The following is a 26,567-nucleotide window of genomic DNA, read 5'->3' on the forward strand; positions in this document are numbered from 1 at the left end:
TTCAAAATATTGTAAAAATGCCTCAAATTTAATTTACAGCATTTACTTCCAATCAAATGTTTACTAATGTATGTGCCTGAAGGTCTTATACTGTTCTCTTATCGCCACCATCCAGTCCATATAGATCTGCCTTGCCAGTTCATGGGGTTTGCCGTTCTGTTCCACCATTTCATAGAAAATATTGGAAAGTCTACCACAGATCTTATCATCTGCAAAAACTTCCATAAGCTCTAATAAATGAGCAAAACAACCTCTGAAGACACGGCAACATTTTTAATTAAAAATGAATTAACGCCATACCTCAACTATTTCCTGTAGAACTCAATTTGTAATTGGATTAACTTGACATTTATCAATTCAGGATTATGAAAATGACCGCGGAAACTAAGCTTAGATTAGAAAAAAATGTTGAAGACAGGTTGAATCAACTAGTTGCCGAAATGGATGTATTGGAGAAAACATGTGTTACAATTCAGGATTACGAAAAATTTTCTAAAACTAAAGGCCTAGATGTCAATTTCAATAATTACAAATATTTATTAACTACCATCTATTTATAGGAATCTTGACTTCAGGCTTATGTTGCGGTACTTTAAATTTCTTGAATGCTAAGTCTCAATATCAACAACTTTATTTTACAAGACATATAGTGGTAATACTTATTGAGGGATTCAAAAAAAATTTACAATTTCATACCTGAAAATGAAAGAGGGGTTGAAATTGTGCGAAATAGAAATAACTCTTTTTGGATTAAAGAAATAGCTCAAATAATTATTGACCTACCTAAATTTCAATCAGAATATGATAGAATTACGTTGAAACTTGATGAAAATTTAGAATTGAACCTTATCAAACTTAAAAGTCAAAGAGATTTATCAATCCATTATGATAAGGAGCCAATAAAAGTTATAAAAATGCTTTCGTCAATAGATATTGAAGAAACTTTTAAAATTATGAATCCTTTTTTACAAATTTTAAATGAGATGCATTCCTTGACTTTTGAACTGGTTAAAGGATATAAGGAACAATTTCAATAATTTAACTTAAAAGGTATAAGAATACCTAATTAATAAAAAAAACACTTGAATAAATGATTAATTTATGGATTACTTACTGTGGGAACAGTATTAATAGCCATTGTAGGGTTTTTAGGGTATATGTTATACAGAATGGAAATAGAAGATCACTATGGAGACCTTCAAGAAGAGTTTTAACCAAGCTTATCAATTAATACTCTGTTTACCAAAGCGGATAATTCTCCATCGGTAGCAGACCTCAACGCAAACTGAGCTGAATAAACATCTATGGGTTTGATACCATGTTTTTCCGCAATGACATTCACATCCCCTCCCATAGTTGCCTTTAGACCAGCAAGTATCATATCATTACTTAGACCTTTAAAGTCTGATTTTTGCAATGAAGAGTAAAGTTCAGAAATTGGTGCATCCCTAATCTCATAACGTTCAACCTTCTTTGAAAGGGTAATGAACCATTGCGATAAGTACCAACCACTTGTAGGATTGCTCTCAACCGTATGTACCGCCCATTTTCTTGCTGTCCAGGTATCTTTATCTGTTTTCGCGTACCATTTGATTGGGTTGATACTGTCACAAATATCAACAGTTCCTAAATCATCAGGATCATTTGTAAGTGCATCTGATACCCATTTTGTAATGGCTTCCCCTATTGCCCCAACAGTAGTTATTTGAGCCAATCCAGGTAGAGCAGTAATACCTAAGGTCATAGCGGTGGTCATATCAGAACCTAAGGCTTTCACTATACCTTCCCATGCCTCAGTTGAATCATTGTTGAATGCATTGGTTATTACTCCAAATCTAACCTTGTCAGACTGATTCAAAGGGCTATAAGCACCAAAATCTTTAGTTACCCACTTTGGGTCTTTTTCAGCAGAATCGGTATACTCTAAACTTCTTGAAACCGTTGGCGAGGGACTAATGCATACACCAACATACTGAGGGTCATCATTGCCTAAGGCCCCTGAACCTCCCGTTTCCTCTCCAATTGCAAAATTTTGACAAGATACCGTTACACCAACCCATTCCCCATGACCACTATCGGTCTGATCACAGGCGTCAGAAAAATTTACTTCCTCGTTTGGCATGTAGGTTTGATCCACCAAATTTCCAGGTGTCCGTATCAAGGAAACAAGAAGATCACTATAGGTTTGGGTTTGCTTTATTGCTGACAGAGCTGGCATGATTTGTTTCTTTATAAATTACAAATCTTGTTAATTAGTTTCCCCATTAATGTATGAATGGTTGACCAAGTAGTATATATGGTAACGATTTATACTTTTGCAATATGTCATAATTTCTGATTTTAGACCATTACATGAAATTATAAAAACCAAATAATGGATACCGAAACAGCTTTTCATATTTTAAAAGAACTACAACTTTCCAATACGGAAAAACTAAAACTGGTCTCCCTGTTGGTGAATGAAAAAGGATCTCAAGAAACAATCTCTCCAATAGAGTGGGCCAAAGCCGACTTCAAAAAAAGACTAAAACCGAAAAAGTCAGTTTGTTTAAATGTCAAGTCACTTGATATTTTTATGGTAGTAATTCCGAAATCAGATTCATGTTCTTTTACTTCTCCGCTCCAAGTATAAATTCCGTTCAACTTTTGCCCATGTAAGTTGCTTATACAAAAAACCAGAAACTTTAATAATATCCAATATCGAATTATATTCAACTTAAAAGCAATTATTAAGCTTGACTGTTAGTATCATCGTTTATTTGAACTTTACTAAAGATAAAGCTTTGCTTTTTCATTTTAGTAATTCATATAATTTACTCATTTGGAAAAACACTTTAGCTCCTTGATTTTCGAAGTCAAGTATCTCCTTTTTCATAATAATGTTGTTTCTCAGGATAAATACTTTGTCGGATAATTTCACAATCTATCAGAATATCTATTCACCCAATTATGCCTATCCCTAACAGTTTCCAATTGATTTAAATATTATAAAACACTCATGAAAATAATTGAACAGTCTAGTTTGCTTCCAAATCAATAATCATCTCATCCAACAAGCTTTTTAGGTTTCCAGGCCAATTCTCAAAGCCTATTTTTTTCCTGAATCCTTGGTCATTTTTGATATAATTTAAAATGCTTAGTGTTATTCTATTCATTTCTTCATAATCTCTGAGTAATTCACCATAATCCTTCGCGACTTTATCGTATCTTTTATTTAGGTTAGAGACCTTTATCTTGTTTTCGTTTTCTACTTCAGTAATCTTTTGTTCCCATTCTTTTTCAACCTTTATAAATCCATTATCATATTGTTCTTTTTTGAATGAGGCTAGCTCAAAAGCTCTTTGTTCTCTTTTTCCACTGAAGTATTTCTGAATTGTAATATTTAGGATGGTACCTAAAACTACAGTAAAAATTACGATTATAACCTTCCATTGCCTCTGAATGTGATAACTAAAATATGAATAGGCCTCAATTTGATCTTTACCACCGGCCATAACACGTTCAAATCTTTCTTCAAGCCTTGTGATTTCAAGGTTTTTCTCTTTAACCTCCATCTCAAGGCCAACAACAGTGGTTTCAAGGGCATTAATCTTGGAATTGATTCGGTCATGTTTTAGAGCACTGTCCTCTATGTTGTGTCTTATGCCTTGAGCTCCATGTTGCAGTTTATCAATATGTTCCTGTACGCTATCAAAGATGATTGTTAAATTATCAATGTGATCGCTGGCCAATTGCAGTTTGTGCTTCGAAAAAGGAACATCTTCCAATATGATAGCGTAGGGAAATAGATTATGGTACATAAGTTTCCATCCAAAGAAGAGAATACTAAGTATAAATATGATGAAAACTGTCCAACGCCTTCTTTTAGCCCAGGGTTTTGGTTCTATTTTTCTGTAAGAGAGAGTGTCGGGGTCGTAATAATATTTGACCTTACTCATGGTTTGTGTGTTTGGTTACTAAGTACAGGCGGAAATTTAATAATAAGAATATACTTACCTACAAAAATGGAATAAAAAAACCGAAGGCCTAAACATATAGGTAGCAACCAAACTCGATGACAAATGATTACGTATTTATCCTTTATTTGAACTTTCAACGGTCTCGGCTAGGAGTAGTTGCGTGGTTTAGCACTTAACTTTACAAGTACACACCAAGTTGGAAATTCCGTGGGAATTTCCAAAGTAGGCGAGAACAGGCAATTACTTATAGCCATTATGGTGTGTAGTTGTTAGTTTACGAATCTATTTATTTTTAAATGAGGACATTTTAATTCAATCTCCTTAAGATGTTGACCTATAATTCCCGTTACAGCCAAATTCAGTATTTTCAGATTATTAGGTAAATTGTCAATGTTCAATTTAATTAACTTGGAGTTAGCTGACAATGATAATTCTCTCAAATTATTCAGATTTGCAATAGAGTCTGGCAAATCAGCCAATTTGCAATTCTCGATTCTAAGTTTTTCCAAGGCTGACAGCTCTTTAATTTGTTTTGGAATATAATCCACATTATTTCCTCTTAGCATTAGCTGTTTGATATTTTTTAATTTAAAAATCCAATTAGGAAATTCTTTATAGTTGAAATTTAGGATATACAATTTCTCAAGCAATACTAAATCTCCAATTTCTTGAGGTAAAAGATTTTCCATATGGGCGTGAGATTGAACATACAATTCCTTTAAGTTCTCAAATTTCAAAAACTCTGTTCCATAATCACTGATATTATAATCGGGTAGAATAACTTCTAGCGAATGAATTTTCTTTGCTTTTTCAGGCAGTTCAAACAAATCGTTAGATTTTCTTTTTCTAAATCTCATTTTTCAATTACACGCAACTTGTTTATATGGATGTAAAATACATCTACATACCTCCATATGGGAATATAATCGATGTATTTGATAATCGTTTATTTGAACTTTTATTTAAATCTTGTTTTGTAATTCAGTTCCACACCATGGACAAAAGCTGATTTCTATCCCAGAAGTTCCACCATCATGGATAATTATTGAAAAACAATCTGACTCTTTGTTATGGTCAATTAAAGTATCAGGGCAATCATATTTGTCTGCATGCAAATCACAATTAAATGATGTGTTTGCTTCCATCATTTCACAACAATAAGATTTATTTTCCGTCATCCTTTATTTGAACTTTCAGTTGAGAAATGAAGTTAAGAATAATTAAGATGGTTCTGTAAAAGGTTTGTTTTAAAGAACTACTCCAGCTTAATTTATGACTCGTCAAAAAAACCTATAACGAGAATTGGTTAAAAAAGTTCGATGATTTTATCGGCGGTAGCGTTTAACTTTTGGTGCACTTCCGGTCCCGATACATTTGTAATGATAAAAACCCCCAATTCTGATTCCGGCACCAATGTAATCCAACTTGATGTTCCAAAAGCCCCTCCATTTTGAAATACCTTATCGGGTTTTGGGCCGTTCTTGATGATTTGCCAAAAAAGACCGTTCTCGAAATCTCCATATTTCCCGTTCAACAATTCCTGATGTGAAATCCGTATTATAGCATTGTCGTTCTGTAAATGAAATTGTATGTATTTCATCATATCATCAAGGCTAGAAACAATACCTCCCTCGGCATTGAGTTCTTTCCTTACTCTAATGGGCATCTCAAGTCCATTTGAATTCAACCCTTTGGCAACTGACTTGGATTTACTATCGGAAACACCAACATAGGTGTTATTCATTCTTAAGGGTTGAAGAATAAAAGCTTTTATTAAATCCTTGTAGGACTTATTATATATTTTCTCAAGACAATAGCCAAGTAAATTCGCGCCAGCGTTGGAATAGCTAAGTTTAAACCCGGGAACCGTATCCAATTTAATACCCTGCAATGCTTCCAAAAATTGCGATCTGGTATAACCCTCTTGTAATTTGTTGATTTTAAAAGGAAGTTCGTTCCAATCAGGTTTATCAAATATTTCAGGTATGTTGGGGAACATGTTCGGCAAACCACTGGTGTGCGTTACCAAATGTCTAAAGGATATCGGCTTTCCATCGAACTCTAAATTCGGCAAGCTATCCGGTAAATATTTTCTTATATCTTCATCAAGACCGACCTTTTTATCCAAAATCGCTTTTGCAAGTAATGTTCCTGTAAAGGTTTTTGTTAAAGAAGCCATTTCATAAAGGGTATTGTCACCAGGGCTTTTTCTATTGATAAGCCTACCCTTATGAAACTTGTAAATTTTATCGCTTTTTATAACTCCTACGGATAATGATCGGATTTCCTTTTTTGCCAGTAAAGAATCACATAGAGTGCTAATTACTTTACTTAAATCGTCCTTTTCCTGGCCATTTGCAATGAAAATTCCAGCAATTGAAAGTAATGCTAAAAGTGTTTTTTGTATCATAAGTATTTGTGCTTTTAGTAAGTACTGCCCGAAAAATGAAAAGTTACAAGATTCGTAACTCTATTTGTTCATACTGGATAGTAATAAATGAGCGCTATGGGAGGTTGTCAAAGGCAGCCGGAGGTCCATTTTGGAACATCCAGTGAAGCAAAAGAAATGTTCTAATAAACGTTCCTTTTAAAAAGCTAGTGTCATTAAATCGTTAAAAAAATAATTATACATAAGCTTAACTAATTATGAAGATTCATCCTTTATTTGAACTTTATATAAAAAGAATATGACTTTTCATAGAACGTCTAGTTGCTCGACGTTTTTTGTTTTTTAACGTAATTTCTAACCATTACTGTAATTGGGATTGTTAATCCATAAGCAATTAAAACATTACTCCAATTTATCTCTTTTCCCATCCACAGATAAGCTACCAGCATTAGAATTGATATTACAAGCATGAATAATAGCCAAGCGTAGAAATAAACAATTAATTTTTTCATTCTAAGATTTATTGACTTTTTTATGTTTTAAGATTATTCAGGAACTTAACTATTTATCGTTCGTTTCCAATCGTTTATTTGAACTTTTATTTTGAGCATATTTGTTTTAATTCATCTTTTGACTCCTTCCAGCCTAAATCAGCAGATCTTGAAAAATATTGACAGGCTTGAATGGAGTCAGTTAATCCCATAGATGAATAACCCATCCAATAATAACATTCTGCCTCTTTGTAATTTGTGCTTAAAACATTATTGAAATCATCAATTGCCTTTTCAAATTCACCATTCTTTGCAAAGGAGCACCCTCTTTCAAAACGAATTTCGTTTTCGTATAGTAAATAATTTGAATCATTGTCCACATCGCTCAACAATTGTAATTCAATTTGTACAGTGTCATTTGAATTAGAACCCACTGTTTGCATCGCCATGCTAAAATATTGTATTGATTTTGCATATTCTGACAAATTGTAATAACAAATTCCTAGATTAAAAAGGGTCAAAGTATTACCTGGGTCAAAAGTTAATATAGTATCGAAGTCTTTAATCGCATCAAGGTCTTGTTGCATTTCCATTTTACAAAAACCTCTTTGTAATAATCCTGGTCGAAATTCAGGTCGTTTTTGAATGGCTTTGTCCAAAAGGTCAATTGCCTCACTACAATTTCCAATCGCTATTTTGTCGTATGCTAAATCATAATATTCTTCCGGTGTTCTAAAGTCACAAGAAATGAGGAGTTGAATTAAAATGAGAATGATTATTGTACTTCTTTGCATTATATACAACTTGTCTGTAAGGCGTGGTTATCGTTTTATTGAACTTTTTAATAAATCGTTCTGGTATTACCACTTTTCAAGATCCACTGTTCCGTAACCCCATAAGCCTCAAACAAGACCTTGGTAAGATTGGAGTCTCTACTTGTTCTTTTCCATTTTTTATTCTTTTTCCCACTCTTATTATTGGATGCCCTAACTTTCAAACGTCTCCATTTGAGAGTTTCAATCCAAATTTGATAACTATTCCCAGCATCGTCCACCACTTTCATGGAACGAACCTTGTCATCTTTATATTCATATTGCGGATGAAGCCCAACCTTTTTTGACCAATCCACCACAACTCGATCTATTCTGGAATGTCTTCTTTTCTTAGAATTGGAACCAAGCAGGAATAAATCCAAAACAGAAATTAGAATTTCAGCAATACCTTCGAGCATATATTTTATTGTTTTTTCGAACCTTCAATTTTCATTATGCAAAGTAATCGTTGTATGTATATAAAGAAAGTAATCCAATCAGGGCAATTATTCTTAGAATAGCATTGAAGTTCTTTTTGTCTTTTAAAAATAGGTTAAGATTATATGCTATTCCAAGTACCCCAACAATTAATACTATAACAAAGCCCATCTATTTAATTTAATCGTTTTTCATATTTTCAATTTATCATCTTCCTTGTGAATATGGTTTGTCTGTCAAAACAAGTAATATGAAAATACTCAAGAAAACTATGAACAGTATTTTAGATAGCAATCTAGAATTTAGGTTTTTGCTAGAAAGATATTTCATAATAACCTTTGTCAACCAAGTTAAAAAAAGAGTGAGGAGAATTGAAACGACTGTATAAAACAGAATCACTCTAATTGTTAGGTTTTCATAATGTATTTCAATAATCATCTCTATTTGGAAAATCTACCATATCGTTTTTTTGAATTTTTTGTTATTACCTCGATTCTAGAACGATGTATCAATATAATACATCAGTAAAACTAAAAGTGTAAGTAGCACCATACCAATGTAAATTGGAATACTATCCTTGTGGTGTTTCCAAATCAACTTTCTTAATTTTTCATTATCGAACCACATGGAATCGTTTATTTGAACTTTAATCATTTTATAAATTCAACTGGGAAGTATACCTGGGAATCCACCTGTTGTCCATTTATAATCCCAGGTTGGAATTGAAAGCCACAGTTTTGTATAATGTCGGAGGCTACCAAATAGAACCCAGAGTCATCTTTTTCGTATGGCTCAATATATCCAATTGTTCCATCCTTTTGAAGCAAAAAACTCATGTAACATATGTACTTTTCACCATCTTTATTAGAGGCCTTTGAGACTTTCTCTTGATAGCATTGTATCTGCTCAGGAGTTGGTTGAATCATCTCAACTCGACTATCCAATGCAGAGAAAGCAGCCGCTACTGGTTTGTTGGGAAGTTCAAAATCATTATCATCAACATTTCGTTCCATTATTTTAACTGCTTCCTGTATCTCGAAGTATGTATCGTGTTCTGTAATGGTCTTAAGGGTTATTGCTCCATTTACTTCTTTGAGTTTATTGTACCAATTTCCAACTTGGTGCCCTTCAAAGTCAGAATAATTAACACGGATGTCATCTGAATAATATGTTCGGGAGGTGCCATACTCAGACTTTGTGACTACCATGTAGCAATCATGCCCTAGAACATTGATGATGCTGTCTTTATATACATTTGAGCCAAAGTATTCAAAGTTTCCTTTTTGGGAATCCCTAAATGTCACGTATGGTTTGTCACTATAATCATCATACATTCTTTTGGTTTTATCATCATAGGTATATGAATAATTATATTCGTTGTTTTTAAAGTATGTTGATTTATATTTCTTGGAAGTAATAACATATTTAGCTTGAGTGCCATGCTTCATATCAATGATGTCTTTTACATCAACTGTATCCGATTTGGGCAATATTTCAATTTGATAAGTGATTTCCCCACTGAAATATTGGGAATAGCATATGACTGGAAAGATTATTAAAAGTAATACTAATTTCTTCATTTATTAATCGTTGATTTACTGTTTTAAGCTATCAAAATTAAGCTACTGTCTATGTTGACCTATTTATCGTTTTTGTAAACTTTTGGTTTTCAGTTCTTGTTCAGCCATTTAATTTTCCAACCTGATTCTGAGATAAAGCCATCTACGTCATTTTCATTTTCAAGCCAAGTATCAAAACCTTCATTATCATCCGGTTCCTTAAATTCATAGATGTAAATACCACCTGAGCTCGCTCTGTCATCAATAAGTTTCACATACCATCCTGCGTTCCTTCCTGATATGATTTCTCCTAGTGTGTTATACTTTAAATTCAATCAAATTTTGATTTTGGATGAATCGTTTATTTGAACTTTAATCACCAAATACTTCGCTGGTGTTGCCATACGCATAATCATGCAATTGAAAATCGTCGTCTGAATTGTATTTCAATTCTCCATCAGGATTTTCAAAACAAATTACTGGTCTCAGCTCTTCACCATCAACCTTTATTTCTCCCTGATCTTGAAGCATTGCAAGGTCAAAGGAAAACTCACCACAGATATCTTTAAGTTTTGCCTTATCAACCCCATACTTTGCTAGAGTATCTTTTAACATAGAAATCATTTGATATTGCCATTCGGCAGCAGCTGATTCATATGATTCATCGTTTATGATTTTCATTGGTTTTGTTTTATCGTTTATTTGAACTTTAGGTTAACTCAGTTTTTTGTTAGCCAATGTTTATTTACACCCTCTTTTAGTCCTTCGATTTTTAAATTCTTTCCAAAACTCTTTTTGATTTTCGAAATCTATTTTTTCAGTAACACGCATTAAATTAATTGTAAATTCATTCTCATTCTCTAGAATCCGTAGTCCTAAATTATTTTTTGAAATGTGGTCAACTCTTGCTTTTAAATCCTCCTTCCATTCTCCAAATGATTCAAAATAGAGAGTGTCATCAATGATTTCAATTTTTCTCCATTCCGAAAGTCCCACCATCTCGTTTTCCGAAGCTACTCTCATTGAGTCTTTTTTGAAATATATCTCTAAGTATTGACTTTTTTCACAGATTGAAAAATTTCCATCTAATTTTTTTGCGGTGTCACAACTCGATATGAATAGTATTATTGAAATTAATGTCGGGAATTTTATTTTCATTTAAGGTTGGCTAACGGTCTCCTTTGTTTTGAATTGACAACTAAGTTATGATTCATCCTTTAATTGAACTTAGTGTTCGTTTTCTTTAATCGATTTCAAAGTGTATTGATTATAGGCCATTATGTCAAAGACTTTTGATTGCCCTGTTTTCAACCATCTTTTATAGATGAGTTTTCCGTTCATGAAAACATAAAGCTCATCATTCTCTATTTCCTTTGTAAATGCCATTCAATCGTTTATTTGAACTCTAAATTATGGTTATTTATCAATAACGGATGAGGAAAATTAAGAGTCCAAAAAATCACTTTTGTTCTCGTACCTAAAAATTTTGATCAGCAATCCAACAATTGATAAAAATGCAATAATATCAACTCCACCTCCGATTAAACCAAAATTGAATGGGTCAATTTTTGTATGCTGAGCTAAATATGGAATCGACAACCTTATGCCTATTTTAATCACTAAGCTTACAATTACAAGATAGACTAGGTATTTTGATTTCATAGATTGCTTATCCTTATTTGAACTTTTAATACAAAATCTATGGGTTAAGGGTTAAATTTCCTTGTACCATTCTTTAAACCACTTCTGTTCCATTTCAATCTGCTCCTGCATGCTTGTCTTAAATCGATTTCTTACTTCCTCATTAAGACCAAGTATATTTAATTTATACGCAAAATTCAATCCTTCTAAGTGTTTTTTGTTGATATTGGGTCGACTTATTTCCTCAGAGGCCCATTTATCAGGAGAGTTTGATGGAGTAACCTTGTTCTGATTATTTCCTAGCTCTGACCAAAAGTTCCAGCCAACCGAAACATTCTTAACCTTGATTCCATCGAGGACTTGTTGGGATTTTGGTTGTTGTTGCCACCTCCAAGTGTTAGGACTGTTTTTAGTTCTTTCAGTTACCCCAACTATCCTAATTTTTGATTTTATACTTTGCCAATCATTTTTTTCAGTAATCGACCAATGCTTAATTATTTCAATCAAGTTTAGCATTGTTGCACCTGAAGAATAATCGTAAGTTCATAAAGCTAATGGAAACTTAGGTCTTGGAATTCCACTATTTCCTCAACGGAATATTTCATCAATTCTTTGGTCAAACTACTTGTAACTTGTTGAAAACAATAGCGAAAAAGTTATCCCTAGTGTTGAAACAACTATTCCTTTTGAGAAGAAGTGAGCTTTTTTGGAACAGCACTTCCGACTCACGCCCATAATCGATATAGAATCCCTTTATTGGATTATTCGCAAAAGAAGAAAATTTATTCATTTTCCGAAAAATGAAAGAAAAAAACCTATAAATAAATGATAACAGCCTTTTGGAGAGTAAAGCAAACAAAACAGACAGCATCAGATGTAATTTTGATTCCAATCGATTGAGAGAACATAGAAGCTCTAGACTTAAAAACACGCATCTATCATTTTTCAATCTTAAACTTTTGTCATGAGAACTAAATGCCTACTTGTTTTTTCTCTGCTTTGGATTTTTGGCTTTACCACAATTCAAGCTCAATGTGATGCAAATAATTTTACTGTAACCGTCTCCCCAAGCAGCTGCCCAGGGGATGGGAATATCGAGGTACTTCTCCCAGGCGGGCCACCTTGTACAGGATGGCAAGTCATTCTTACAAACCCGGGTGGCGTAGAGACCATAAGAAACATCCCTGCCGATGGAGGCCCCATTGATTTTAATTCCTTGGCGATTGGAGACTATTCAATACGATTGGTCAATGGTACAACAGAATTATTCTACACAAACAACCCGGTACAGGTTACCACTACATACCAGGTTATGCAGATTTCTGGTAGCAGCCAAGCCCCATCTTGTTCTAATGGCGCAACCCAATATACACCAGATGGAACATTGGACATCACTATTGACAATGGCGGTAATGGCCCGTTTCTTTATGAGGTAACTTCACAATTCGGACTTCAAAGTTTTGGCCCGACAGCAGATACCTCACATACTTTTGGGAACATGGAAGGTGGGGAAGCAGTTTCCTTTACCGTGACTGACATGGGATGCGGCGTCTCACAGACACAGAACCCTGTCATATCCACTAATAATACCCGGGTTTCTGAATATTTTGCTGCAAATTATAGCAGAAGGTGTTTACCTGAATGTGATAGATTTGATGTGACCTTTAACATATTTGTCTATTCCCAAAATGGACAAAACAATGTACAGCTTCCGGGTAATGCCACAATCGTAGTTAATGGTGGAACACCCCAAAACTTATCGTTCATAAATGTCAACGGAAATACTGTAAACTTTAGTTATCCCTCCGGATTGGTTGAAAATGATTCCTATGAGCTATTATTCAACGATGGTTGTGACATTTTTGGCACAACGGATACTGCCCCACCTATGGACAATGACTTTCTTTTGGTTGATCCTGATTTGTTCTATGATTCAGCGACCTGTTCTTTTTCGCATTTAGTAAACATTACCGGGGCAGGTTTTACTGGATCTGGCGGTATAGACAACATATCCTTTTTTTGTAGTGATAATGCTTCAAATAGCATAACGATAGAGCAAGAAATTTCACCTGGAACATGGACCACAATTCTATCGACCAGCTCCCTAAACATAAACAATAGAATTTCTCAACCCTTACCAGGGCCTGGACATTATAGGGTAACTGGCTCTGACCCCTGTCATTCCGTAAGCAAGGAATTTGACACCCTTGTTGGATTTAATCCATTGAATGAAATGACCATAAACGAATCAAGCTCTATTTTGGAAGGAACGGGTGCTTTGGTAATTGACAGGGTACCGACAATGGGTTCTTCCGCAACCATTCCTGCGACTACTTATGAGATAAGTCCTGTACCATTTGTCCCTAGCCTGACCATAAATCCGGGTCATCCTTTTAGCCTTGCAGGTTCCTACACTATTAATTTTCCGGTGACCTATACCACTACCATAAATCGTTCCTTTATAGGGGACTTGCCGCCGGGTGATTATGAAATCAATATAACCGATGTCTGCAATAATCAAGCACAGAGATTGCACACAGTTTCAACCTTGGCCCAATATAATCCTTCGATTCAAGTAATCAATGGATGTTTCAATTCTTCGAGAATCGTTTATGATATGAATCCCGCAAACGTGGCCAGCACTTTAAATCCAAGAGCAGAAGTTGAGCTGTGGACCGATAACGGAAATGGCGAATTGGGCACCTTGGTGCAAGGAGATATTCCTCCAGACTTCCTTTCCGGGTCTTTTGATAATGTTATGTCCGGAGATTACATTTTAAGGTTTGTCAATATCAATTTTAGGTCAAGCAATCTCAATGAAAACTTTTCGGTTGTTACACTCAATAATAATGATAGGGAATATAGAACATCTGTGACCGTGGCCTCTTTTCAAAGTATCACGGTGAGCACCTCCGGTTCGTTCTGTGATTTAAATGATACTTCTTCAGGTTTTATATACGCAGAAATAACAGGTGGCACCCCTACTTACCCAATGACCTATGAGCTATTCGATGTTTCCAATCCTTCGATTGCAATTCAGACGCATACAGAGACGGACATATCGGTGACCAACCATCTGTTTCAAAACGTATCCGATGGTAGTTATCAAGTTCGTATAAGTACCCCATGTGATGGCCTGGATTCTAACATCGACCTTATACCGGCACCAATACAGCCATCCATCTCTGCCAACAACAATGGCGTAATATGTGCCCCTGGAGGAGATGTCGACCTATCCATAAACCTACCAGAAACTCTTTTTGATATTGTTTGGACAGACAATCAGGGTAATACCGTTGGTATTGGATCAGCAATCACTGCTTCGGTCACTGCTCCAACCCTATTTACTGCTACGTATGAATTCAATCCCCAGTTCTGCACATCATCTGTGATAAATTCAAATTCCGTACAGGTACAGATAGATTTTCTCCCAGAACTTGCCCAAATAGGTGTCGAAAGTACCACTTGTGACGTTTCAGGAGCTAATTATACGCTAACGGTAGAGCTTACTGGCACTTCACCTTACATGGTTATGGGCATTGGTGCACCAGGAGCGTTTAATGGTAATGTCTGGACTTCTGACCCTATTCCTGCCGGTACCGATTACAACGTGGATTTTGTGGATGTAAATACCTGTTCCACATTGACAGTGTCAGATGTTGCCCCCAACTGCTGTGTGTTTCAAGTCAATTGTCCCATATTTCCTCCCATGACCGTGGAATGTTACGATGACATACCAACGGCTACAAGTCTTACCGAAGTAGAGTTTGAAACTTTGGGAAATGGAAATGGTTCAATTGGGGATTTTCCCTGCGGAATCATTGAAATAACTGCCGCCAACAGTCCAGATACGGGTAACTGTGGTACAACCACCATTATCAGAACCTATACCGTTACCGAATATGAAGATACCAACGATAATGGCATTAGGGACCCAGGTGAAGTTACGGTATTGAATACTCTGAGCTGTCAACAGAACATCATGGTAATAGATACACAAGCTCCAGTGTTTATGGAAAGTTTGCCCGCTGATATTACCGCCATTTGCAATGATATACCAATGGTAGTCACATTGACCGCTATTGACAATTGCGACTCCAATGTGCAAGTGGTATTTGATGAAGCCATTACCAATGACCTCAATTGTGCCAACGGTTATAGCATTACAAGAACTTGGACCGCAACGGACTGTACTGGCAACCCAAACACGCATACCCAAATTATTACGATTCCACCTACAGGGCCTATTATGACGGATTATGATGAAGAAATCACCGTTATCTGCGGGAAAGAAATCCCACCTGTTCCGAATCTTGTCTTTACTGGGGGATGCGGGGACTATATGGTCAATTTTACGGAAGAGACCCTACTATCAAGCAATACGGACGACTTTATCATAGAACGTCTTTGGGAAGTCACCGACTCTTGTGGTAATATTGAACTGTTCCAACAAATCATTACTGTAGTGCAACCTGATAGGGAATCGGTAACCATCGACATCTGCATCATGGATGACAGTATCGATTTAATCAGTTATTTGCCTTCCTCTTTTGACGCTAACGGTACATTTGAGAATGTATCAGGAAATGAAACTTTAAATGGAAGTATTTTCAATCCTTCCCATTTTGGAGTCAGAGAGCACCATATCTCTTATAGCTCTACTGATGGTACCTGTAAATACTTTGTCGACTTCTTTATTCGCATCAATACCGATTGTGTTCCTTGCAATACCTCTGAAATCCTTGCTTCCAATACGGTCACGGCCAACTCGGATGGGATCAATGACTTCTTCGAGATCCAGGGAGGCGAATACTGCGACTATGTTTTTGGGTTACAGATTTTTAATCGATGGGGACAGATCATATACGAATCGGACAATTATAGGAATGATTGGAGTGGATTTTCCCCAAATAATGCCTTCGGTAGTTCGCGCACTTTGCCCTCTGGCACATACTATTACATCATATCGGTCCAAAACCAAGAGGTCGAACCCATCAATGGATTCATCTATCTAGGTGCGGATTAAGATGACAAATAACAATACTATGAACCCCAAATTAATATACTATCGATTACAGATAGTAAAACTAAACCATGGAAAGCATGAAAACCATAGATAAATATCTAATTGCAGTCATAACACTGTACGGCTTGGCGGTAAGTGGGCAACAATTGCCACAGTTCACGCAATACATGTTCAATACGATTTCTGTTAACCCTGCCTATGCAGGAAGCAGGGAAGGAATCAATGTAACGGCCTTGCACCGTAACCAGTGGGCAGGTCTTAACGGAAACCCGACCACCAGTACCTTTTCGTTCCATACCCCTTTGAACAACGAACGTGTGGGCCTGGGTCTATCCTATATTTCCGACCAATTGGGTTTTGAGAGTACCAACTATGTATATGGTGATTTTTCATATACCGTTCCCGTGACTGAGGAAGCGAAGCTCTCATTTGGACTTAAGGCAGGGCTCACCAATTATAAATTGGAAAACCCTGATCTAAGCGACCCTTTCTTTAGCAGCAATTTCAACAGCTGGAAACCAAATTTTGGCGCGGGCGCCTACTTAAGTAGTAATAGATGGTATGTTGGCTTCTCATCACCAAGGATATTGAACACCGATCTGAACGAGGGAGAATTCCAAGCTTTGGAAAGGAACAGTTACTATGCGATTGGAGGGCTCGTCCTTGATCTTTCCGCTGACATTAAATTCCGTCCCGCTTTTATTACAAAGTTCACCAGCGGGGCACCTTCGACCTACGATATTACATCCAGCTTTTTATTTAATGAAAAACTATGGGTCGGTGCCTCCTACAGGTTCAATGATGCTTCCAATTTCGGGGCTTTCGTGGATTTTCAAATCTCCAATACCATACGATTGGGCTACGCCTATGACCTGCCAACTTCCATTATCAGACCTTATTCTGGCGGGACGCATGAGGCCATTCTAATTTTTGAACCAAGATTGCCCAAAAAGACCCGTTTGTATAGATCCCCCAGATACTTTTAAACCTATATATCATGAAACATTATAGCACCACTTCTGTTTTTATGTTACTTGCTCTTTTTGGGGCACTGTCACTGAATGCACAATCCATTATCCAAAAAAGAGCAGATCAGTTATTCTACAAATTCGCCTACGCCAAGGCAATCCCTGAATACGAAAAAATGACTGATGGGAAAAATGCACTGCACGCTCATCAACGTTTGGCGGAATGTCATTTATTCTTACGGGACTTTGAAAAAGCCTTGCCCCATTTTGAGCAGTTCATCCATGAACCAGATACGCCAACCAATTATTATTTCGAGTATGCCATGGCGTTGAAAAGTTCCGGGCAAGAAAAAGCAGCATTGAAATGGTTGAAACGCTACGGGAAATTACATAGGAAAGACACCAGGGTCAAACAGTTTTTAAAGGATGGTAATTTGGCCTCTGTAGTTTTCAATAGCAAAGAACAATATGACCTCGAACCCGTTCATTTCAACACCGAGTATAGCGAGTTTGGGGCTTTCGTCCATGATGGCCAACTTTATTTCAGCTCCAGTCGTAGGGAAAAGTCCTTCAAAAATAACTATAGTTGGAACGACGAACCCTGGTTGGATATTTTTCAAATCACTGAAGGTAGCACAACGGAAGTACCTCGTAGGTTTGAAGGAGAAATCAATTCCAGGTTCCATGAAAGCTCTATGGTCTTTTCCACAGATTATAAGAATGATACCATTATTTACTTCACTCGAAGTAATTATTTCAACAATAAGGAGAGTTTTTCCACGAGAAGAACGGAGGATAGAAACATAGAAAAACGAAATAATCTGAAAATCTTCAGAGCAGATAAAGTCGATGGCCATTGGAAGGTCATCCGAGGCTTAAAAACCAACGCTGACCATTATTCCAATGGACACCCATCGGTAAACTCCAGTAGAACTCTATTATATTTTGCTTCGGACCAACCTGGTGGATATGGGGGAACGGACATTTACTATTGTAAGATCCATCCAAGGGGAGGTGTGGGACATCCTATAAACGCAGGACCGATTGTAAACACCTCAGGTAACGAAATGTTTCCTTATGTAAACAATGAGGGGCAACTTTTCTTCTCTTCTGATGGCCACGTGGGCTATGGACAATTGGATGTCTTTGCCACAGTAGCCGATGAAAATGGAATTATCAAAGAAGTCGTGAACTTGGGAAAACCTATGAACAGTGAAAAAGATGATTTTGGGTACTATGCTCTGGACAATGGAATTGATGGCTACGTAAGTTCCAATAGAAAGGGAGGTGAGGGGAGTGATGATATTTACAAATTTAGGCTTACCCCGCCATTGGACATTGAAGGAACAGTAACTGACGCCATAAATCTAAGAGTATTGGATAGTGTGCAGATATCGCTATATGATCAGAGCACTGGTGATTTGATCCATAAGGTCATCACCGATGAAAATGGGAGGTATAAAATGCCACTTGATAGGCATAGGGTATACATGATAGAGGCCGTACGCAAAACACATCCCCATGAGCATGTGTACTTTAATACTTCAATAACGCCAAGGGCTACAGAGCGTATTTACAAGGATATCCCGTTGGAGCCCGTGTTGGATTTGAAGATCCTGGCTGACCTTAACAAAATATACTTTGATTTTGACAAAAGTAACATTAGGCCAGATGCGGCCATGGAACTTGACAAAGTAATCAAATTAATGACAGAAATCTATCCTGAAATGACCATACGTCTAGAATCCCATACTGATCCTGTGGGCAGCCATACCTACAATGATAACTTGTCAGAAGCCCGTGCCAAATCAACGTATGAATATTTGATAGCCAACGGGGTCCCTAAAAACCAAATCCTATCCTATAAAGGCTATGGAAAGCGCCAACCGATTAATGATTGCATGGGAATTGGGAATTGTTCTGCAGAAGAATTGGAGCTTAATAGAAGAACGGAATTTCCAATCATTCAAATAAGTAAAGGCCAACCTACCAGCTTGCTGACCAAAGAGAGGTAGTTTTTCCATAAAATGGACAAAGCAAAACGATAGATGAATCAAAAAGCCCTTTTATCAAACGATAAATTGAGAAAAACCATCAGTGGGATATTTTTGGACCAAAAACCATATGTAAGAAATACCTTTAATAGCACAAAGGAATTTAATCGGATGTCTCCGACCAAGCCCTCAAATACTTCTCAAGAAGCGCATAAAACCCTTTTACCCAAACCATTTACTATGCAGGAAACCATAGATTTTATAATATATGACAGGCAGGGGCCTATGAGCAACGCAATCAAGCATGTATTAAAAAACACCAAAATCCGCATACATCGTTTAAAAAAGGTCAATGAAATAAAAAATACGCTTCAGATAATGGCAACTACGGATTTTATTTTTATCCTGTTCGTCTTTAATGAAGTCTTTGAATTTATTGATTATTTGGAGTTGGAAAAGCTTGATGTTCCAATTGTTTTTGCACCTACAAATAAGCGTTGCTATGAAAGGCTCTGTGAAATTGAGGGAATCTGGATTATGGACGTATCCAGAAACAAGCAAGAATATATTCAGCAAATAACTGATTTTTTAAGGATATTGCAACATAATTAAATGACCCTCTACAGATTACCAGGAAAATTCCAGTTATAATTAACATATAATACAGCTTAAAAATGACATTTGCAATTATTGACGATACGGTTTCAGATATAGAATATTGCAAAGAGCTTTTGGCAAAAAACTTTGATAACTTTGAGCTTTTAGAATGTTTCTCAGACCCAATAGCTGGACTTGATTATGTCAATGAGCACAAACCAGATGTATTGATCTTAGATATGGAAATGCCCGACTTAAGTGGCTTAGACCTCATAAAACAACTTAAATCACCCAACACAGAGGTGGTTTTTTACACGTCCCACTCGGATTTTGCTCTTGATGCCTATCGGAGTTTTGCTCTTGGCTTTTTATTGAAACCTATCAATGAGGCTGAATTTGTAGGTATCATCACGAAAGCTATGCAGAGAATGGAAAGCAGTAAAAAATGGCCCAAAGAAAAAGATAATTTAAAAATCGAGCTCCAAGCATTGGAAAATAAAAAAGTGGCTATACCCACCATGGGATGTACTTACTTTCCAAAGATTATGGACATTGTGCGTTTAGAGAGCGTGGACAGCTATGCCAAAATACATTTGGCGGATGGCAATATCCATTTGAGTTCTTATGGCATCAAACATTTTGAAAAGTCCTTGACCGCTCCGTTATTTTTTAGAGTTCATAAATCTCATTTGGTCAATTTAAAGAGAGTGGACAGATTTTTTCCAGATGGCACATTGATCATGGATACAGGGGATAGAATTCCTGTGGCCAGAAGAAGAAGGGCAGAGCTTTTAGAACTTTTCTAACCTCCATGATTTATTAATTAAAAAACTCATATTCTGGTGTATGGAATTCTGACAATCACCCTTGTTCCCGACTTTTGTCCGTCGGTAAGATCTTGAAACCTAATTTCGTATTCCCCATTCCTTTGATTTATTTGGTTCATAAGGTTTAACCGTTCTTTCAATATTTGAGATGCATACGATTGGTGCTGATCGCCATTCATCTCTTTTGTTGTCATAATTCCCAATCCATTATCTTCGACACTAAAAATCAATTGCTGGGAAAGGCTCGATTTTTTAATTTTTAAGACAATTTTTTTTTCTGTCTGATTTTCAGTAAAACCGTGTATTATTGAATTCTCAATGATAGGTTGCAAAATCATAGGAGGGATTACAAGGTCATCCAAATCAATATCAGCCTCACATTTCACTATTAAAGTAACATCAATAGCATTGTCAATGTTACTCAAAGTAACATAACTTTTGATAAAGTCAATTTCCTTGGAGAGCTGTATGCGCTCATTTCTGGTAACGTCTAATGTAAGTCTAGTGAGTTTGGAAAAAAGGGTCACATAATGTTCCAATCCCTTTGTTCTGTCATTTCTTAATCTATTTCGTATCTCGTTCAAAGCATTGAATATGAAATGGGGATTCATTTGGGATATCAATGTTTTCCTTTCCAATTCAATCAATGCCAGGTTTAGGGCATATTTTTTTTTCACTTTGTTGCCATAACTCAGCACTAAAAAAAGTAATAGCCCCACTAAGAGAAATCCACTTAAAATTAAAAACCAAGATTGCTTATAAAAAACTTCCGCTATATTCAAATCATAAACCAGTTCGTCAATCGATTCGACACCAGTTGAATTCAACCCTTTAATCCTTAAAACATGATTACCTGGGGGTATGGACAACAGCTTCAGAGTAGTCTGGCTTCCCAGATTCACCCAATCATCGGTGACTCCGTCCAATCTATAAGCATATTTGTTGGCATCTGTATTATAACAGTCGTTAATGGTATAGGATATTGAAAATGAACTTTTATCATAGGGAAGATTAAAGCTGTGAGTATCCTTGTCAATAACATCAAGCTTCATTTCTTTCTCCTCCTGGGCATCATAATATTCGAATTTGGTGGGGAATATTCTGATTTCCTGGGATTGAACAGTCTCAGCAACGCTGTCAAAAGTGATTAATCCGTTAATCCCTCCAAAGAATAAATTGCCTGATGAAGACCGGTAATATGAACTTGGATTAAAATCATTAAAAGGTAGTCCATCTTCCACGTAAAATGAGGTGATCTTTTTTAAATCTTTCTCATACTGGTAAAGCCCGTTACGAGTACTGAACCATAAATTTCCATCGATATCCTCCAAAATTCCCAACACATTTAGATTGGTAAGACCATGAGCTTCGTTTATCACTGTCAATTCTTTCAAATTCTTGTCTATGTGCACTGCTCCTTTGTCTGTACCTAGCCAAATATTTTCTTGCCTATCAACAAAAATCAAATTTACCTTGTTAGATGGAAGAGCCAGTTTACCTTCAGTAGAATCGTTGTTTAACTGTAAAAAAGTATCAGAATCAATATATTTTATAATGAGTCCGTTCGCATCAGTACCAATAAAGAGTCTGTTTTTGGCCCTATGAAGGTCCCAAATAAAAAGTTCCCTATTGTTCTCAACGATCGGAATGGGTAGCTCCCGGAATTTGTTTTGTTCCGTGTTGAATTCGTGAAGGCCATAATGACTGGAAAGCAATAAGGTAGAGTCCGAAGATTGCAGGAGATCATAGTAATGCAAACTTGGCAACCTCCAGTGCGAGTTAAATAAGTGAACCTCCTCAATCTTATTTTTAATGTAATTTATTTTGACAAGCTTATTACTCTCCCCTAGGCACCAGGCTGTGGAATCACTGACTTTTAAAAAAGATTTCTGGTAACCCAGCTCCATCCTATCAAAAACCTTTGCTGTTTCATAAGGGCTTTTGTTATAAGGATCATCGGAAGGGGTAAGCTTAAACACCCCTTCATCAGTGGCTGCAAGGATTTCTTTATTGGGAAGCTCCAAAAAACCCCTTACATCAATCCTTTGACCCTCATTGTAATTAAGTATCCTACTAAAATTATTCTTGCTGAACTTTATTTTGCTTATGTGGTCATCGCTACTGACATAAATGATACCGTTTTTATCGATTTCAATATCATCGATTAAATTGGGAAATGGAATCTCATATGTTTTTTTTAGATGAAGACTCCCGTTCATTTCCATCATTTTGAATAGTGATAATTTTTTTCCCAAGTCTTCGATACCAATGAGGTCGGCATGATTTTTTAGTACAGGGTTATCCTCTTCCTTGATGAGAATCATCTCTTGAATAGGTAAGCTAAGTACTTGAATATCCAAATCTTTTATGAAATGGGTTTTAAAAATACTTCCCTCATAGCTATACTGCGTTTCAATAGATTCCGAGAGGAAGTCACCATTGTCCGTAATCAATAGGCCATCACCTCCATTATGTTGCCATTCAGGATGCAAATAACCACCATGAAAATAGTTAAGTGTCGAAGTGAAATCAGCAATTAACGTGGCCTTCCCTTTGTCCAGGACAAATAGCTTACGTCCCTGTCTAATTAGAAATTTATCACAATCGATCATTCTTTCAAACTGCAGAAAATTCCTTAAAAAATATGCATCGTCTGCATATCTTGGTTCAATTCCAGGAACCTTATATTCAGTGACTACCAAAGAGGAATCAACTTTTAAAATAATATTATCCACCCGGGCGCCAGCAGCAATCCATAGGTTTCCATCGCAATCTTCGATAAAGGAGTTTGCCTGCAGTTCTAACCCTTTTAAAAAAAGTTTGAATTCTATTCGATTAGAACTAACATCTAAAGTTTCGCTGGATACAAAGATTCCCGTAGTTCCCGATACCCATACTCTCCGCTTGCTATCAATAAAAAAATCATGTATAAGTTTGGGTAGGTTATCCGTGTTTTTATCTATAAAAGGGCTGATAACATTATAGGAGCCGAAGTCCTTTACAAAACCATTAAAAGTAGAATACCATAGAAATCCATCATCATCCATCTGCATGAAATTCTTGTACTTATGGGATTCCCCGTTTGGATTAATTTTAATATCCCTTATCGTATAATCCTGTGCTCGGGCAACACCCAAAATCAAAAAAAAGCTAAATAGAATAATATGTCTGTATGGTATCCTCAAGTTGTTTAAATGGTTGGTAAATGACCCAAAAGTTTGGATTGTAGCAAATCTCAACAAACCATATGTTTGCATGAAATTACCTCGTCTTACTAATATACGGTCAATTAAGCATTTTAGGATTAGTCGTTAACGTTTTCAAGCCCTTAACAATTTATTCATATTGACGGATCAATGGAAAAATTATAATCAATTAAGGCAACAGCTGTTTTTAAGGATTTAACAGAAATTCTGCTTTCCCTATCTCCAATAAAATTGGTCAATGAATCTAAAAATTCAAAATCAAGTGGGTATTTCACTGATTATTGACCCATGGTAGAGTTTCATTATTTTGAAATTCAATTTCCGTTTAAGGCATTGGGTCCACCGTTTAGGGTTTTTTGAATTTAGATTTATAAGAAAAAAAATATTTTTACATAAGAAAAATAGTAAGTATTGAATTTGCAATATTTTTTTAGAACATATCTGATATGCAATCACTAATATCTAATACAATAAATTACAAACTTTGTTTGAATGATGAAGCTAAAAGTTTATTTACGAGTTCCCTGCAAGAACTTGTAAAATCTAATTGTTCTGACTTTATGGTGTATAGAGTAGTTAATGGTAATATAAAAAATTTACCAGATTATGATTATTGGCAAGAAGCCTTGGAAATTGATGAAGATATTTTTGGAGAACTCCATTTGAATCTTTGCCAAAAGATAGGTAAGATTGTACGGAGAAGGAATATATAAAAGGTATTGGTCAATTCTTTTTCACCCTAAAGGTGATACCTCTATTGGCAATAACCGAGGTAGGGCAACCCAGACGTATGGTAAAGTCCTTTGATGAACCAACTCCTTGTCCGGCAGCCACTGCCAAGGGTACTCCATAAGTTTGGCTTGAGGGTACAGTATCAACAGCCCCATTAAATCTGTTGCTTGCATCTAAGTTATTTCTGGTAAAAGCGCCATCACCTTCTAGGGCATCCGGACAATTATCACCATCACTATCGGTGTCAACATAATCAATTATGCCATCACCATCCGTATCTAAAGAGCAATCGGAAACATCACCAGCTAATCGTTGGGCATATAGACTTATTCCATCAATTGCCATATACTCATTTACCATTCCAGTACCATCACTATCTGCTCGGAATTCCAACCATTTTGTAGGTGAGGTGGCAGTAAATGTCATTTCTTGTTGTATCCAAATTTGGTTGCCCGCCCCCTTAAAGTCCATAGCGGTACTAAAAGAAATTGGTGCACCCAAAAAATCTCCGATTCTCCAACGTGCTTTCAGGGTGGGATCAATGGGGGTGATTCCTTCAATGCCTGCATTGGCTTGATAAAATTTTAACACGTAGGTTCTTCCTACGTCCAAATTGTCCAATCGAACAAAAAACGATTCACCGAAATTGTTCCTAACATTCGCACCTATAAAAACTCCGCCATCGGGCGAGGGAGGCATCCCATTAGCAACCCCACTACCAGTTGGAGGCACAGGAGCAATCCATGAATCCGGAGAGCCATTCCCTTGAGCCCATCCGGCACCAGGGGTAAATAATCCATTAAATAATGGAACACCTACTACACCATTAGGTATATCGTAACTTGCAACACCGAAAAGGGATTCAAAAGTACCATCCGCATTTTGGGCACTTAGAACTTCTACAGGAGGGCATTCCACTTCATCAAGAATCCCGTCGTTGTCATCATCCAAATCCTGGCAATTTGCTATACCGTCTCCATCGGTATCCAAACCAGAATTAAAGGGTGCCAGGCACTGTCCATAACCAACTGTACAATTGGAAATGAGAAAAAGCAGGGGAACAAGTCGCTTTTTTTTAAAAAAATGGTGCTTTGTGCTCATTGATTGGCTATTAAGGATTTCAATAAGTCTTTCAAACATCTTTCTTATGGGTGTCTTAGTGAAAATCTATATCATCGAATGTAAGTTCATTGAAAAAATGACAGTCTGTATTTGCTGTTCAGTGAACGGCGATTTATATCAATTTATCGGAATTGGTCAATCAGAGATGTCGGTATAATCTGTTCACTCTTATAAAAAGTAAAAAAGAGGTCTGTTCAAAAAAATCTTAGTGAGTAAAAGTGTTTTTTGAAATTGTTTTTTAGCTAAGGAAGTATGACAAAATATGGTTTTGGGTGCATTAGATTTGGACCGGAAGACTTTAACATTATTATTAATAATTGATGAGTCCTACAATTTTGTCAATAGTTTTTCAGGTGTCTTATAAAAATAACGTTTCTAGTGGCAATTAACCTTTTATGCGAAATAATTGGCCCCAGGTTTTTCTAGACTTTAATAGCTTATTTTAAAAGTTCAATTCCCCATACCTATTTCTAAACTTGTCCAGAACACCTTAAAAGGACTCTGACAATAACACAAAACGGTCGTTTATTGGCACCGTTATTAACACATAACTATTCAATATTTTTAATTGCCCGTATTGAATAGAAAATCATTACTTGCTAATAATATGACTAAATCTCATAAATTTTACATCGAATTAATTCGTTTTGATTTCGTATATTGAAGTCTGACGAATGTGCAAATCTAGTAAACCGCAGTTCGTCAACATAAAATCTAAGCTTTGCGTAAACCCTATAAATAAAGGGATAGCCGGATAAGGTTTGAATCCTGTCGAGGTCACGGAAAAATAGTCCGATAAGAAAAAA

23 protein-coding genes are annotated in these 26,567 nt (G+C 36.2%); 8 read left to right on the plus strand and 15 right to left on the minus strand.

The window, feature by feature from the left end:
• Nucleotides 1–662: 662 nt before the first annotated feature.
• Nucleotides 663–1,037, plus strand: coding sequence for a hypothetical protein (locus ACOKFG_RS14990; RefSeq protein ID WP_298791017.1), 375 nt, complete (start codon nucleotides 663–665; stop codon nucleotides 1,035–1,037).
• A gap of 173 nt (nucleotides 1,038–1,210) precedes the next feature.
• On the opposite strand, the gene ACOKFG_RS14995 is transcribed toward ACOKFG_RS14990, so the two are convergent.
• Nucleotides 1,211–2,218, minus strand: a complete 1,008-nt coding sequence (locus tag ACOKFG_RS14995) for a hypothetical protein (protein WP_422861537.1) — start codon at nucleotides 2,216–2,218, stop codon at nucleotides 1,211–1,213.
• Nucleotides 2,219–2,374: 156 nt separating this feature from the next.
• Here ACOKFG_RS14995 and ACOKFG_RS15000 point away from each other — a divergent pair, with 156 nt between their 5' ends.
• Nucleotides 2,375–2,632 (plus strand): hypothetical protein, encoded by a 258-nt coding sequence (locus ACOKFG_RS15000; protein WP_298791021.1) that lies wholly within the window; start codon nucleotides 2,375–2,377, stop codon nucleotides 2,630–2,632.
• A gap of 385 nt (nucleotides 2,633–3,017) precedes the next feature.
• Here the strand turns inward: ACOKFG_RS15000 and ACOKFG_RS15005 are convergent, their stop codons facing one another.
• The 12 genes from ACOKFG_RS15005 to ACOKFG_RS15060 all read right to left on the minus strand — a co-directional run bounded on the left by ACOKFG_RS15005 (nucleotide 3,018) and on the right by ACOKFG_RS15060 (nucleotide 11,805).
• Nucleotides 3,018–3,938, minus strand: coding sequence for a hypothetical protein (locus ACOKFG_RS15005; RefSeq protein WP_298791023.1), 921 nt, complete (start codon nucleotides 3,936–3,938; stop codon nucleotides 3,018–3,020).
• A gap of 290 nt (nucleotides 3,939–4,228) precedes the next feature.
• Entirely contained in the window at nucleotides 4,229–4,816 is a 588-nt protein-coding gene (locus ACOKFG_RS15010; RefSeq protein ID WP_298791025.1) for a hypothetical protein, read from the minus strand.
• Between the two features lie 105 nt (nucleotides 4,817–4,921).
• The gene (locus tag ACOKFG_RS15015; RefSeq protein WP_298791027.1) at nucleotides 4,922–5,137 is read right to left on the minus strand and encodes a DUF6980 family protein; all 216 of its coding nucleotides are present in this window, start codon (nucleotides 5,135–5,137) and stop codon (nucleotides 4,922–4,924) included.
• A gap of 128 nt (nucleotides 5,138–5,265) precedes the next feature.
• Complete coding sequence (locus ACOKFG_RS15020) at nucleotides 5,266–6,369, minus strand: serine hydrolase domain-containing protein (protein WP_298791029.1); 1,104 nt, start codon at nucleotides 6,367–6,369, stop codon at nucleotides 5,266–5,268.
• A gap of 577 nt (nucleotides 6,370–6,946) precedes the next feature.
• A complete protein-coding gene (locus ACOKFG_RS15025; RefSeq protein ID WP_422861538.1) occupies nucleotides 6,947–7,633 on the minus strand; it encodes a tetratricopeptide repeat protein in 687 nt (228 codons plus the stop codon).
• Nucleotides 7,634–7,680: 47 nt separating this feature from the next.
• Nucleotides 7,681–8,070: a hypothetical protein gene (locus tag ACOKFG_RS15030; RefSeq protein ID WP_298791034.1), complete on the minus strand. Its 390-nt coding sequence runs from the start codon at nucleotides 8,068–8,070 to the stop codon at nucleotides 7,681–7,683.
• 669 nt (nucleotides 8,071–8,739) lie between these two features.
• Nucleotides 8,740–9,669: a hypothetical protein gene (locus ACOKFG_RS15035; RefSeq protein WP_298791036.1), complete on the minus strand. Its 930-nt coding sequence runs from the start codon at nucleotides 9,667–9,669 to the stop codon at nucleotides 8,740–8,742.
• Nucleotides 9,670–9,758: 89 nt separating this feature from the next.
• Entirely contained in the window at nucleotides 9,759–9,983 is a 225-nt protein-coding gene (locus tag ACOKFG_RS15040) for a hypothetical protein (protein ID WP_298791038.1), read from the minus strand.
• 37 nt (nucleotides 9,984–10,020) lie between these two features.
• Complete coding sequence (locus ACOKFG_RS15045; protein ID WP_298791040.1) at nucleotides 10,021–10,329, minus strand: hypothetical protein; 309 nt, start codon at nucleotides 10,327–10,329, stop codon at nucleotides 10,021–10,023.
• A gap of 60 nt (nucleotides 10,330–10,389) precedes the next feature.
• On the minus strand, nucleotides 10,390–10,806 hold the full coding sequence (locus ACOKFG_RS15050) for a hypothetical protein (RefSeq protein ID WP_298791043.1): 417 nt from the start codon (nucleotides 10,804–10,806) through the stop codon (nucleotides 10,390–10,392).
• Nucleotides 10,807–10,875: 69 nt separating this feature from the next.
• Nucleotides 10,876–11,034: a hypothetical protein gene (locus ACOKFG_RS15055; RefSeq protein ID WP_298791045.1), complete on the minus strand. Its 159-nt coding sequence runs from the start codon at nucleotides 11,032–11,034 to the stop codon at nucleotides 10,876–10,878.
• Nucleotides 11,035–11,361: 327 nt separating this feature from the next.
• Nucleotides 11,362–11,805: a hypothetical protein gene (locus ACOKFG_RS15060; protein WP_422861539.1), complete on the minus strand. Its 444-nt coding sequence runs from the start codon at nucleotides 11,803–11,805 to the stop codon at nucleotides 11,362–11,364.
• 448 nt (nucleotides 11,806–12,253) lie between these two features.
• Between ACOKFG_RS15060 and ACOKFG_RS15065 the strand changes: the two genes are divergently transcribed.
• From ACOKFG_RS15065 to ACOKFG_RS15085, 5 genes are all read left to right on the plus strand, one after another.
• Nucleotides 12,254–16,315, plus strand: coding sequence for a gliding motility-associated C-terminal domain-containing protein (locus ACOKFG_RS15065; protein WP_298791049.1), 4,062 nt, complete (start codon nucleotides 12,254–12,256; stop codon nucleotides 16,313–16,315).
• 77 nt (nucleotides 16,316–16,392) lie between these two features.
• A complete protein-coding gene (locus tag ACOKFG_RS15070) occupies nucleotides 16,393–17,301 on the plus strand; it encodes a PorP/SprF family type IX secretion system membrane protein (protein ID WP_298791050.1) in 909 nt (302 codons plus the stop codon).
• An 11-nt stretch (nucleotides 17,302–17,312) separates the two neighbouring features.
• The gene (locus ACOKFG_RS15075) at nucleotides 17,313–19,298 is read left to right on the plus strand and encodes an OmpA family protein (RefSeq protein ID WP_298791052.1); all 1,986 of its coding nucleotides are present in this window, start codon (nucleotides 17,313–17,315) and stop codon (nucleotides 19,296–19,298) included.
• Between the two features lie 33 nt (nucleotides 19,299–19,331).
• The gene (locus ACOKFG_RS15080; protein ID WP_298791054.1) at nucleotides 19,332–19,889 is read left to right on the plus strand and encodes a hypothetical protein; all 558 of its coding nucleotides are present in this window, start codon (nucleotides 19,332–19,334) and stop codon (nucleotides 19,887–19,889) included.
• Between the two features lie 62 nt (nucleotides 19,890–19,951).
• Complete coding sequence (locus ACOKFG_RS15085) at nucleotides 19,952–20,680, plus strand: LytR/AlgR family response regulator transcription factor (protein ID WP_298791056.1); 729 nt, start codon at nucleotides 19,952–19,954, stop codon at nucleotides 20,678–20,680.
• 26 nt (nucleotides 20,681–20,706) lie between these two features.
• Here the strand turns inward: ACOKFG_RS15085 and ACOKFG_RS15090 are convergent, their stop codons facing one another.
• The gene (locus ACOKFG_RS15090) at nucleotides 20,707–23,940 is read right to left on the minus strand and encodes a two-component regulator propeller domain-containing protein (protein ID WP_298791058.1); all 3,234 of its coding nucleotides are present in this window, start codon (nucleotides 23,938–23,940) and stop codon (nucleotides 20,707–20,709) included.
• A 413-nt stretch (nucleotides 23,941–24,353) separates the two neighbouring features.
• On the opposite strand from ACOKFG_RS15090, the gene ACOKFG_RS15095 reads away from it, so the two are divergent.
• On the plus strand, nucleotides 24,354–24,620 hold the full coding sequence (locus ACOKFG_RS15095; protein WP_298791060.1) for a hypothetical protein: 267 nt from the start codon (nucleotides 24,354–24,356) through the stop codon (nucleotides 24,618–24,620).
• Nucleotides 24,621–24,630: 10 nt separating this feature from the next.
• Here ACOKFG_RS15095 and ACOKFG_RS15100 read toward each other — a convergent pair whose 3' ends face one another.
• Nucleotides 24,631–25,740 (minus strand): hypothetical protein, encoded by a 1,110-nt coding sequence (locus tag ACOKFG_RS15100; RefSeq protein WP_299486157.1) that lies wholly within the window; start codon nucleotides 25,738–25,740, stop codon nucleotides 24,631–24,633.
• Nucleotides 25,741–26,567: the final 827 nt, after the last annotated feature.

Source organism: Flagellimonas rhodophyticola, assembly GCF_049332665.1.
GTDB lineage: Bacteria > Bacteroidota > Bacteroidia > Flavobacteriales > Flavobacteriaceae > Flagellimonas.